Source organism: Musicola keenii (assembly GCF_014855505.1).
GTDB classification, from domain to species: domain Bacteria; phylum Pseudomonadota; class Gammaproteobacteria; order Enterobacterales; family Enterobacteriaceae; genus Musicola; species Musicola paradisiaca.
The window spans coordinates 56,002-68,213 of sequence record NZ_JAAWVW010000020.1 but is presented as its reverse complement, the minus strand read 5'-3'; the positions used below and the strand labels follow the sequence as shown (position 1 = coordinate 68,213).

At 54.1% G+C, this 12,212-nt stretch carries 11 protein-coding genes; 4 read left to right on the top strand and 7 right to left on the bottom strand.

Going from position 1 to position 12,212, the window contains the following annotated elements; translation table 11 throughout:
* Window positions 1-511 precede the first annotated feature (511 nt).
* Window positions 512-2,191: a methyl-accepting chemotaxis protein gene (locus tag HEP82_RS17065; RefSeq protein ID WP_192459179.1), complete on the top strand. Its 1,680-nt coding sequence runs from the start codon at window positions 512-514 to the stop codon at window positions 2,189-2,191.
* Window positions 2,192-2,525: 334 nt separating this feature from the next.
* Here the strand turns inward: HEP82_RS17065 and HEP82_RS17060 are convergent, their stop codons facing one another.
* From HEP82_RS17060 to HEP82_RS17050, 3 genes are all read right to left on the bottom strand, one after another.
* Window positions 2,526-3,719, bottom strand: coding sequence for an amino acid aminotransferase (locus HEP82_RS17060; protein WP_192459178.1), 1,194 nt, complete (start codon window positions 3,717-3,719; stop codon window positions 2,526-2,528).
* Between the two features lie 54 nt (window positions 3,720-3,773).
* Window positions 3,774-4,388 carry a YitT family protein gene (locus HEP82_RS17055; RefSeq protein ID WP_012764366.1) on the bottom strand — a complete coding sequence of 205 codons (615 nt, stop codon included), beginning with the start codon at window positions 4,386-4,388 and terminating at the stop codon, window positions 3,774-3,776.
* Window positions 4,389-4,638: 250 nt separating this feature from the next.
* On the bottom strand, window positions 4,639-5,115 hold the full coding sequence (locus tag HEP82_RS17050; protein WP_192459177.1) for an Lrp/AsnC family transcriptional regulator: 477 nt from the start codon (window positions 5,113-5,115) through the stop codon (window positions 4,639-4,641).
* 395 nt (window positions 5,116-5,510) lie between these two features.
* On the opposite strand from HEP82_RS17050, the gene HEP82_RS17045 reads away from it, so the two are divergent.
* Complete coding sequence (locus tag HEP82_RS17045) at window positions 5,511-6,278, top strand: transporter substrate-binding domain-containing protein (protein ID WP_192459181.1); 768 nt, start codon at window positions 5,511-5,513, stop codon at window positions 6,276-6,278.
* Window positions 6,279-6,521: 243 nt separating this feature from the next.
* Complete coding sequence (bhsA, locus tag HEP82_RS17040) at window positions 6,522-6,770, top strand: multiple stress resistance protein BhsA (RefSeq protein ID WP_192459176.1); 249 nt, start codon at window positions 6,522-6,524, stop codon at window positions 6,768-6,770.
* Window positions 6,771-6,875: 105 nt separating this feature from the next.
* Here bhsA and alr read toward each other — a convergent pair whose 3' ends face one another.
* Complete coding sequence (alr, locus tag HEP82_RS17035) at window positions 6,876-7,952, bottom strand: alanine racemase (protein ID WP_192459175.1); 1,077 nt, start codon at window positions 7,950-7,952, stop codon at window positions 6,876-6,878.
* 18 nt (window positions 7,953-7,970) lie between these two features.
* Complete coding sequence (gene dnaB, locus HEP82_RS17030) at window positions 7,971-9,377, bottom strand: replicative DNA helicase (protein ID WP_012764371.1); 1,407 nt, start codon at window positions 9,375-9,377, stop codon at window positions 7,971-7,973.
* Window positions 9,378-9,494: 117 nt separating this feature from the next.
* On the opposite strand from dnaB, the gene HEP82_RS17025 reads away from it, so the two are divergent.
* Window positions 9,495-10,484 (top strand): quinone oxidoreductase, encoded by a 990-nt coding sequence (locus HEP82_RS17025; protein WP_192459174.1) that lies wholly within the window; start codon window positions 9,495-9,497, stop codon window positions 10,482-10,484.
* Window positions 10,485-10,760: 276 nt separating this feature from the next.
* Here the strand turns inward: HEP82_RS17025 and pspG are convergent, their stop codons facing one another.
* The gene (gene pspG, locus HEP82_RS17020) at window positions 10,761-10,982 is read right to left on the bottom strand and encodes an envelope stress response protein PspG (protein ID WP_192459173.1); all 222 of its coding nucleotides are present in this window, start codon (window positions 10,980-10,982) and stop codon (window positions 10,761-10,763) included.
* 166 nt (window positions 10,983-11,148) lie between these two features.
* Window positions 11,149-12,156 (bottom strand): tRNA dihydrouridine(20/20a) synthase DusA, encoded by a 1,008-nt coding sequence (gene dusA, locus HEP82_RS17015; protein ID WP_192459172.1) that lies wholly within the window; start codon window positions 12,154-12,156, stop codon window positions 11,149-11,151.
* Window positions 12,157-12,212 lie beyond the last annotated feature (56 nt).

Genomic DNA, 12,212 nt, shown 5'->3' with positions numbered 1-12,212 from the left:
ATAGTCAACACTGCATTATGAAACGCATATCATAATTATCTATTTGATTTTAAATCATAAAATGATCAATGTCGGTAGCTGTGACCGATAGATAAATTGTCTATTGATAGCTTTTCGTTTTTATTGTTTGTTTTTTAAACGTTACTGAACAATAGAATAATCAAGATGACACATCGATTAACCGATAATATTGCCAGGAGTGGGCAGACTGATACTGTAAACGGAAGATACATGGGAAGTGAGGAGATTGTTCGGCATTTATCTCCTTATTTTTGTATGCCTTATTTTCGACACAGTGGAATGACAGTGTTGTTCGCCTGACGCGCTGGCGTCGGCGATTCCGCAGTGACTCGACAATAAAGGTATTTTCCGGCTACGTTACATTGCTGATAGCAATGCGGCATAACGATAAAATATTACTCTGTATCTTTGCGGATTTATCTCTGTTATCTCCTGCAAAAATCGTTCTTCATTGGAGTTTTATTCTTAAGATGGGGTAAGGAACCTAAATATGCGATTATCTGACTGGCGGATTGGTTATCGATTAGGGGCTGGATTTTCCACCCTGGCGATTATGCTGTTTGTTGTTGGTGTGCTTTCCATGATGAAGCTGTCCAGCTTTCATGAGAATACCAAAGATATAGTAAAGGAAATTTATCCCCAAACGGTGGATGCCAATGCTCTTATCAATAACGTCAATGACGGCGTGCGGGTGTTCCAGAGTTTGTTGCTGGTGAATGGCGACGACAAGATCAGTGCCGTTATTAATCAGATACCACCTATTTCCAAAGAAATCAGTCGGTTGCTCGATAAGTTGGAAAAGGCGGCCGACGCCCAGAACGATAGCCAGGCGAAGAAGATCCTCGGGGATATTCACCACGTTCGAGAGTTATTTCTGGCGTCCGGACAACGCATGATATCGCTGATAAAAACCAACAGATGGGAGGAGGCGTTGAGCGAGTTTACCGATCGTCTCGGCCCGATTCAGCGGGATTACAGCCAGGCGCTGCACCAATTGGTTGAGCATCAGAACCAGAAAATGGTGAACACGGTCGATACGATGGCTGTGTCTTACAACAATATCCGTCTGGTGTTGCTGGCTATGTTGGGCGGGGGATTTGTGTTTGGCGCGTGGATCGCCTGGGCGATAACCCGCAGCGTAACGTCGCCGATTAATCAGGCATTGCAGGTGGCGGATCGCGTGGCGAAAGGGGATTTAACCTCTCGTATCGATACCCGCCGCAAGGATGAAACTGGGCGGCTGTTACAGGCGCTTAATCATATGAATGACAGCCTGCGTCAGATCGTCGGCCAGGTTCGTGACGGCGCCGAGGCTATTTCCTCCGCTGCGTCGCAGATTGCGGCGGGTAATCAGGATTTGTCATCCCGTACTGAAGAGCAGGCCAGATCGCTGGAACAGACGGCGTCTTCAATGGAGGAACTGGCCTCCACCATCAAAAACACGGCGGAAAACACTCAGCAGGCGACGTCTATTGCTGATCGTGCGTCGACATCTGCGAAGCACAGCGGTGAAGTGATGTCGGCTGTAACCCATAAAATGCGGGGGATCCGCGATGCATCGCAGCGTATGGCGGAGATTATCGGCGTGATTGATGGGATTGCGTTTCAGACCAATATATTGGCGTTGAACGCGGCGGTGGAAGCGGCGCGTGCCGGCGAACAAGGGCGTGGTTTCGCCGTGGTCGCTGGCGAGGTGCGCTCGCTGGCGCAGCGTAGCGCGACCGCCGCCAAAGAGATTAAGGAATTGATTGACGACTCCGTCAGCAAGATTCAGGAAGGGATGCAGTTGGTCGATACAGCGGAAGAGTCGATGGCAGGGCTATCCGGCTATGTGCATGATGTACATAGCATTATCAACGAGATTTCTCAGGCCAGCCACGAACAAAGTGATGGTATCAACCAGGTCAATCTGGCAGTCGGGCAGATTGACGCCACCACGCAGCAAAACGCCGCGCTGGTGGAGGAATCGGCGTCGGCGGCGGTTTCCCTCCAATCGCAGGCAGCGATGTTGTCGGAAGCTGTCAGCGCATTTCGCTTGATGGAACAAGGCGAGAAACGCCAGCCGCAGACGTATCAGCCAGCGCCGCAGGTATTACTGGCGACGCCGTCGGCGTCGTTTAGGGAAAAACGCACATCTGCATCAGATGCCAACGACTGGACGTCGTTTTAAATCCTGACGGGGCCGCAAGGCCCCATTTTCAGCCTGCTTCAGGTTGACGCGTTGCAAGCCGCCAGAGCGGTCTCAATATTCTCATATTGCGCCTGTGTCGATTTAAACGCTTTAACCTGCCCATCCGCGCGAGTCGCCTCCGATCTTTACTTCGACCGTTCTAAATTGCTTATGCGGCAGTGAACATAATGCTGACAAACTACCTGAAGACGTTCTCTTTCTAAACTGCCAACTCAGCAGCGTAGCAACGCCAGAAGGATCGATGGGAGAGAGTACAAAGGCAAAAAAATCCCCCGACCAGAAACCGGCGGGGGACGAGGATTGACCAACGAAATTACTGTACAGCAGCGAAAGCGTCGGCGACGCGCTGAACGTTGTCGTGATTCAGACCCGCCATGCAGACCCGGCCGCTGGCAATCAGATAAACGCCGAACTCTTCACGCAGGCGATCGACCTGCTCCGGGCTGAAGCCGGTATAGCTGAACATGCCGCGCTGGGTCAACAGATAATCGAAATTACGTTCCGGCAAGGCCTTTTTCAATGTGTTAACCAGCGTTTGGCGCATTTCCTGGATGCGTACTCGCATGGCTTCGACTTCCGCTTTCCAACTGGCGTTGAGTGCCGCGTCGTTCAGTACCCGCGATACAATCTGTGCCCCGAAGTTCGGCGGGCTGGAGTAGTTCCGGCGCACGGTAGCCTTCAATTGGCCCAGTACGCGGGCGGCGGCATCGCTGTCTTCGCACACGACGGATAACCCACCAACGCGCTCGCCATACAGCGAGAAAATCTTGGAAAACGAGTTGCTGACCAATGCCGGCAAGCCTGAGCCAGCGATGGCGCGGATGGCATAAGCATCATCATCCATACCGCCGCCGAAACCCTGGTAGGCGATATCCAGGAATGGGATCAGTTCGCGGCTAATCAGCACTTCAATGACGCGATCCCACTCGGCATGGGTCAAGTCGGAGCCGGTCGGATTATGGCAGCACGGATGCAGCAGCACGATGCTGCGCGTCGGCAACTGCCGGAGTGCGTCGATCATCCCTTCGATATTCACTCCCAGCGTTTGGGCGTCGAAATAAGGATAGGTATGCACCTTGAAACCGGCGCCGGCAAAAATCGCAATGTGGTTTTCCCAGGTTGGGTCGCTCACCCATACCTCGGAATCCGGGAAATAACGTTTGAGGAAGTCAGCACCTATTTTCAACGCGCCGGAGCCGCCCAACGTCTGAATGGAGGCGATGCGTCCTGCGGTCAGCGCCGGGTGGTGTTCACCGAATAGCAGGTGCTGGATCGCGTTGCGGTAGCTTTGCAACCCTTCCATCGGTAGATAGACCGAGGCGTGATGTGGTTCGGCCTGCATTTGCGCTTCTGCGGCCGCAACGGCCTGCAACTGCGGAATAACGCCTTGCCCGTCGTAATACAGCCCGATGCTGAGGTTAACCTTGTCGGTACGCGGGTCCTGTTTGAATTTCTCCATCAGGGACAGGATAGGGTCGCCGGCATAGGCTTCGACATTCTGGAACACGATCTTGACTCTCCTGAGATATAAAGTAATGGGCTGTTCGCACGGGCGATCGCTTTACGCGGTGTAACGTCCGGGGCGGTGATTCATGGCGATAATCAGGTTCAGCACGGCGGCGCCTAACACGGAAGCGATCAGCATCGGTATGCTTACCACGAACAAGGAAGCCAACACAATGGTTACATCTACCGCCATCATCAGTTTTCCGGCGCGAATTCCGCTTTTATCCTGTAAGTAAAGCGCCAAAATGTTCACACCGCCCAGGCTGGCGCGGTGACGAAACAGCACGATGAACCCCAGGCCCATGATGATGTTCCCGAACAACGTGGCGTAGACGGGTTGCAGACGATCCATGTGGACAAACATTGGGTGCAGATCGGAAAACAATGACACCATGCCTACGGCGCAGAAGGTTTTAAGGGTGAATGGCCAACCCATGCGGCGGATGGCCAGATAATAGAATGGCAGGTTTATCAGGAAGAAGGCGGCGCCGAATGAAACGTGCGTAACGTAATGCAGCAAAAACGCCATGCCTGCCGTGCCGCCGGTCAGCGCACCCGACTGTTTAAGCATGACCACGCCGAATGACACCATCAACGTACCGATCAACAGCGCCAGAGCATCTTCCAGCCGTGTGTGGGAAATATTGTCTGTGGAGATAACGTTATCCATGAAAAAAACACTCAACATCGAAGAACACCTGTGTTTTCAAGCAAAAAGCGCACCAGCTGGGTTGAACCCAACGCGGGTCTTCTCGTTTTTTAATCAGAGATAACGCTAACTTATTGAAACATTGCGAACATTTAATTGCACGGAATACGCATATTTTTGTGTTTTTTGGACTGATTCATGTGATTTTTATTCATAACATGCGTGCATCATGTTGTGATGTGCACCATCATGAGGCAATTCATGCACTGAATCAGAGCGTGCTGGACATCGGCATCATCAGACCATTCTCTTTCAGCCGGTTCAGCACTACCGATGTTTTCAGGTGCGCCACGCTTTTGTTACGCGCCAGAATCTGGCTGATAAGCGCGCTCAGTCCATGTAGGTCAGCCACCGCGACTTTCAGCAGGTAATCCGCATCACCGGTGGTTTTATATGCGTCGATAATCGCACTTTCCTGCCCCAGCATCTGATGGAACCCATCCACGCACTCCTGCGTATGATTGATGAGACGAACTTCTATTAGCCCCAGCACTTCGAGGCCGACGGCGTCCGGCGCTAAACGCGCGTGATAGCCGAGGATCAACTGCGCTTGCTCCAGCGCGATGCGGCGGCGTGAACACTGTGAGGCGGACAACCCCACCAAGGCGCTGAGTTCCTGATTCGTTAAGCGCCCATTTGCCTGTAATAGCATAAGAATTTTTAGATCAAAATCGTCGATGTTGTACATGTCCATTACCCGGCTAAGGAAAAAACAAAGGCTACAGACTAGCAGCTTTTGGGGCTGTCGGAAGCCTGTGGCGAGCTTTCTTGCGAAAGACGTTGATGACGCGAAAGCGAACACTTGCACACTTTGGGCGTGTTTCGATGCGTTATCAGGAGGGCAGAAAGAGGGCATGCAATATTCAGTCATTACATGCACGGACTAAACGATGGCAGCGATAAATTCGCGTGGTTCGTGAGCGGTGCGTCGGGGGATATTTCCAACATATTCAGTCTATTAATCTTTATCGCCGCCTGGATGACAGACGATATTATCCGGCGCTCTTAAGCCGTGCCGGGGCAGGAAGGGACATGCTACAGTGACGCTTTTGCCGGGCTGGCGTTAATGACAAGGATCTTATGATGAGAAAACATTTTTTATTCATTTTGTTATTGGGAGGAGCCGGCAGTGCCAACGCCGCATCTCATCTTGATCAGGTACAGGAACAGGGGGTACTGAAAGTGTGTACCACCGGCGACTATAAGCCGTATACGTCGCAGCGTGCCGATGGTGATTACGAAGGGATCGATATTTCTATGGCACGATCCCTGGCGAAAAGCCTGGGAGTCAACGTGGCGTGGGTAAAAACCAGCTGGAAGACCCTGATGCCGGATTTTCAGTCCGGAAAGTGCGATATCGCCATGGGTGGGATTTCCGTGACGCTGGAGCGTCAGAAAAAAGCCTTTTTCTCCAGCACGTTAGACGTGGATGGCAAAATCCCTCTGGTGCGTTGTGAAGATAAAGATAAGTACCGGACAGTGGCGCAGGTTAATCAGCCGTCGGTGCGGGTGATTGAGCCGGCAGGTGGCACCAACGAGGCTTTTGTCCACGCCTATTTGCCTAATGCTCACCTGATGCTGCATGACAATGTGACGATTTTCCAGCAACTGGTGGACAAGCAGGCGGACGTGATGATTACCGATGCATCAGAAGCGTTGTTCCAGCAGAAACGCTACCCGCAGTTGTGCGCAGTCAACCCGTCCTCGCCGCTGCAATATGGTGAGAAAGCCTACATGCTGCCGCGCGACGACATGAACTGGAAGCTGTATGTGGATCAATGGCTACATTTATCCAAGTCGAACGGAGAGTATCGGAATATAATTTCGCAATGGATCGCTCTATCTGAATAAAATTCGATTTTTACATCGTAAATCGATGTAAAGAAATATAGTTAACGGTATATTTTGGGATAATCAACCGTCATTGCGCACCATTGGATAGCTTTTACTTATCTTTTGGTGCCTTTTTTTATTCAATTTTTTTGAGTTCATGCGGCAAATTAACTAGATTTTAACAACGCTGTCATAGCGCTATTCTTCTTCACATCGAAGGCAATCACGCCTCCTTATAAACGAGAAGTGAAGGAAAAAATCATGAACTCTATCAAATTAGTTGCTGCTGCGGTTGTCCTGTCTACCCTGTCTTTCACTACGCTGGCCGCGACAGAAGTCCAGAGCGCTCAGGCAAATCGCGTCGGTACCGTTTCCGCATCCGCCCGCAGTTTGGGAGAATTGCAGTCCCAACTGGCTGTTCAGGCCGATGCGGCCGGCGCCAAGTCTTATCGCATTATCTCTGCGACCGGTAGCGAACAGCTGCGTGGCGTAGCCGAACTGTACAAATGATTCGCTAGGTGATGGTGTAATAACTGACGCCATTGCTGTATCGAGAGAATAAAAAAACCCGGTGGAGCGTAGGCTCGACCGGGTTTTTTTGTCGATGGAGAAGCGTCAGCCGATATATTCCACCCGGGTGCGGGCGGTCAGACGAGTGATCAGCTCATAGGCGCTGATGTCGTTGTGTGCCGCCACGTTTTCCACTGGTAGCGGGCCGCCCCATAGGATCACTTCGTCACCGACCCGATCGCCGGCGTCTGGCCCCAGATCGACGGTAAGCATATCCATCGACACCCGGCCGACCAGCGGGACTTCACGGCCGTTAATCCACACTGGCGTACCACTGCGGGCACCGCGGGGGTAGCCGTCGCCATAGCCCATGGCCACGACGCCCAGTCGGGTGTCGCGCGTGCTGCTCCAGGTACTGCCGTATCCGACCGGTTCGCCGGCATGGTGTTCACGCACGGCGATCAGGTGAGAGGTCAGCGTCATGGCGGGTTTGAGCTGCCATTGCCCGGCGTCGCCGTGCCCCAACGGCGACACACCGTACAGAATGATGCCGGGGCGAATCTGGTCGCGGTGCGCTTCCGGCCACAGCAGGATGCCGCCGGACGCCGCGATGGATTGGGCGCCTGGTTTACCGCGCGTGAAAGCGTCGAAACAGTCGAGCTGGCGTCGGGTCGTGTCGAGCTCCGGTTCGTCGGCACGGCAAAAGTGGCTCATCACGTTCACCGGCTGCACGACATTCGCGCAGCTGCTCAGACGGGCATAGAAGGCCTCGGCGTGTGCCGGCAATACGCCGAGGCGATGCATACCGGTATCCAGTTTCATCCACACTTTTAGCGGATGCGGCAGCGTTGCCTGTTCCAATGCGGCCAGTTGTTCCACGCAGTGGACTGCGGTTTCCAGCTGGTGTTCAGCCAGTAACGGCAGCTCGTCGGTGGAGAAGAAACCTTCCAACAGTAGAATGGGCTTGGTGATGCCGCCGGCGCGCAAGGCGAGGGCTTCGCTGAGACGGGATACGCCGTAACCGTCGGCGTCGGAGAAGACACGGGCGGCTTCCAGCGCACCGTGCCCGTAGGCGTTGGCTTTCACTATGGCGATCAGGCGGCTTTGCGGCGCCATCTGTCGGATGAGCTGCAGATTATGGCGCAAAGCGCTGCGATCGACGACGGCGGTTGCCGTTTTCATTCTTAATCCTTAATGCGTTTATTCATCATCGTATTGTGGGCCGGCATAGTTATCGAAGCGCGACCACTGCCCGTTAAAGGTCAGGCGTACTGTGCCAATCGGCCCGTTACGCTGTTTCCCTATAATGATTTCAGCGATGCCTTTCAGATCGCTGTTCTCGTGATAAACCTCATCACGGTAGATAAACATGATCAGGTCGGCGTCCTGCTCAATAGAGCCGGATTCACGCAGATCCGAGTTGACCGGACGTTTATCTGCACGCTGTTCCAGGCTGCGGTTGAGCTGGGACAGCGCGATGACAGGCACTTGCAATTCTTTTGCCAACGCTTTGAGCGAACGAGAGATTTCAGCGATTTCCAGCGTACGGTTGTCTGACAGCGACGGTACCCGCATCAATTGCAGGTAGTCGATCATGATCAGGCTCAGGCCGTCGTTTTCACGGAAAACGCGGCGCGCGCGGGAGCGTACTTCGGTCGGCGTCAGGCCGGAGGAGTCGTCGATGTACATATTGCGTTTTTCCAGCAGCAACCCCATGGTGCTGGAAATGCGCGCCCAGTCTTCGTCGTCGAGCTGGCCGGTACGGATGCGGGTCTGATCCACGCGCGAGAGCGAGGCCAGCATACGCATCATGATCTGTTCGCCGGGCATTTCCAGGCTGAAGATCAGCACCGGTTTTTCCTGGGTCATGGCGGCGTTTTCGCACAGGTTCATGGCGAAGGTGGTTTTCCCCATGGAGGGACGTGCCGCCACAATGATTAAATCCGATTTCTGCAGTCCGGCGGTCTTTTTGTCCAGATCCTGATAACCGCTGGAGACGCCGGTCACGCCATCATGCGGGCGCTGATAAAGCTGTTCGATGCGGGAGACGGTATCTTCCAGGATACGGTCGATGCTTTTTGGCCCTTCATCTTTGCTGGCGCGATTTTCGGCGATCTGGAATACGCGGGATTCAGCCAGATCAAGGAGGTCTTCGCTGCTACGCCCCTGCGGATCGTAACCGGCGTCGGCAATTTCATTGGCAACGGCGATCATCTCTCGCACCACTGCGCGTTCCCGCACGATATCGGCATACGCGCCGATATTGGCCGCGCTGGGGGTATTCTTCGCTAATTCAGCCAGATAGGCGAAACCGCCGGCAGAGTCCAGTTCCCCCTTCTGTTCTAATGACTCTGACAGCGTGATCAGGTCGATGGGTTTGCTCATCTCCAGCAGACGCTGCATTTCGTTGAAGATCAAGCGATGGGCGCGGTTGAAGAAGTCTGCGGCGACAACGCGCTCGGCGACATTGTCCCAGCGCTCGTTATCGAGCATCAGTCCCCCCAATACCGACTGTTCCGCCTCCAGTGAATGAGGGGGAAGTTTTAACCCTTCGAGTTGACGATCCCGGGTATCCGCCGGTTTATTGGTTGGTTTTTTTTCTGCCATGAAACCTGTTCTTTTACTGGTTGATTTACCTTTTGAGGTGTGGGCATTGTATATGAATGACACCGAGCCTGGTAACGATAACCACCAGCTCAAGATGAGAATAATGAGGAGAAAAGCATGGCCAAGCGTATTCAGTTCAGCGCGCACGGCGGCCCGGGGGTATTGGAATATGTGGACTTTACGCCACGCGACCCCAGCCTGAATGAAGTCCAGGTGGAAAACCGTGCTATCGGCATCAATTATATCGACACCTATTTCCGTTCCGGTCTCTATTCCCCGCCATCATTGCCTTCGGGGCTGGGCACTGAGGCTGCCGGGGTCGTGATCAAGGTGGGGGCTAGCGTCAAACATGTGAAGGTGGGCGACCGCGTGGTTTATGCCCAGTCTGCATTGGGGGCTTACAGTGAACGGCATAACGTGCCGGAAGAGAAAGTGGCGTTACTGCCGGACGATATCAGCTTTGAACAGGCGGCGGCTTCGTTTCTGAAAGGGTTGACGGTGTACTACCTGTTGCGTCAGACGTATGAAATCAAGCCGGGCGAGACGTTTCTGTTTCATGCCGCAGCCGGGGGCGTCGGGCTGATTGCCTGCCAGTGGGCAAGAGCGCTGGGCGCAAAACTGATCGGTTCCGTCGGTACGGCCGGTAAAGCAGAAATAGCCCGGCAAGCCGGTGCCTGGGCGACCATCAATTACCGTACTGAAGATATTGCCCAGCGTGTACTGGAGCTGACCCACGAAGAAAAGGTGTCAGTAGTGTATGACTCGGTCGGTAAGGATACCTGGGAGGCGTCGTTGAACTGCCTGAAACGCCGCGGGCTGATGGTCAGCTTCGGTAATGCCTCCGGGCCGGTAACGGGCGTGAATTTGGGGATCTTGAATCAGAAAGGGTCACTCTACGTGACCCGGCCGTCATTGTTCAGCTATATCACTAACCGTCAGGAGTTGGAACAAGCCAGCAAAGAGCTGTTCGCGCTGATCGCCAGCGGTGCGATCAACGTAGAGGTGCCGGATAGCCAGAAATTTGCGCTGGAAGACGCGCAAGCTGCCCACCAGGCCTTGGAAAGCCGCCAAACGCACGGTTCCAGCCTGTTGATTCCAGGGCTGTAAAAAACAAACGCCTCCCTGACGGGAGGCGTTGCTACAGCGGTATTTTCATCGGCCGTATTGTAGGGTACAGCGGTTGAACACCATGGACGTTGTCATTGTATGACGTTGTTTTTATTCCGTGGTATTGATGAAATCATAGAGGGAATCAACGTCGTACCATTGATTCCCGTCGAGAATAACAGCCTACTGAAGAAAAAAATCTTTACTGGCGCACAGTTTCGGTATTCAGACCAAACACTGTGCAGCCAATGGCGTGATTTACCACAGGATGTTCGGTTATCTGTGGTAGCGGTCGGTCGGTTGTTGCGTCGCTCGCCAAATCCAGGCCACCGCCAACGCCAGCAACAGCCAGGGGAGTAGTTTGAAGACCAGAGCGACAAATCCTCCCAACAGCATAGCTGCCGTGGCTATCGCCAGCGCCACTATCACCCCCAGCAGCGAAATGCCAGTGATGACCAGTACGACAAAAAATCCGATAACGAACAGAATTTCAAACATGGCAGGCTCCTGTGGCGTGTGCCGGGCGGCGTTGTGCCACCCTCTATTAGACAGTTAACAAGAAGCGTGCCAGTTCATGCTTTGGCTAATTTATTGATTTTAAAGCCAGATAATCTAAGTGCCTGACCAGGAAGTGGCGAAAATCACCAACAGTTGGCAATAACGGTTATGGTCGTTGCACCCGGGTCAGCGCCTGTTCCACGACGGAAATATCGGCGCCGGGACGGTGGGCGTTTTCACTCAGGAAGCGGCGCCACTGGCGTGCGCCGGGTAGGCCCTGAAACAGGCCCAGCATATGACGGGTGATATGGCCGAGCTGTGCGCCCCGGCTCAGTTCGCGCTCGATATACGGATACATGGCGTCGACGACGGCGAACAGATCAGGGGCGGACGTGGTAACGCCGAACAGTCGGCTGTCAACCTGCGCCAGCAAGCCGGGATTTTGATAGGCTTCGCGGCCGACCATGACGCCATCGAGGTGCTGCAAATGCTGTTGCGCTTGTTCCAGCGTTTTGATGCCGCCGTTGATGGCGATGGTCAGCGCGGGGAAATCGCGCTTTAGCTGATAAACGCGCGGGTAGTCCAGCGGCGGAATCTCGCGGTTTTCTTTGGGACTGAGGCCGGACAGCCAGGCTTTGCGGGCATGGACGATAAAAGTATCGCAGCCGCCGCGTTCTGCTACTGTGCGGATAAAAGCGCACAGGAAATCGTAACTGTCCTGATCATCGATACCGATGCGGGTTTTGACAGTGACCGGAAGGCGAACCCGTCCACGCATCGCGTCCACGCAGTCCGCCACCAGCTCCGCTTCCGCCATCAGGCAGGCGCCGAAGCGGCCGTTTTGTACTCGGTCGGATGGGCAGCCGACGTTGAGGTTGATTTCGTCATAGCCGCGCTGTTCCGCTATCTCGGCGCACTGCGCCAGCGCCTGCGGATCGCTGCCGCCTAACTGTAACGCCAGCGGATGTTCCTCTTCGTTGTAAGCCAGATAATCGCCTCGACCGTGAAGGATGGCGCCGGTAGTGACCATCTCGGTGTAGAGCAGTGCGTTGTGGCTCAACAACCGATGGAAGTATCGGCAGTGGCGATCGGTCCAATCCAGCATAGGGGCGACGGAAAAGCGGCCGCGCCAGAAAGGGGGCGTGCCGTCGGGGATGGTTGGCGTTGGATTCATGGCGATACGGACTCACGGCTGGCTAACAATAAAGGGGCGACATAGTAACGTGATTT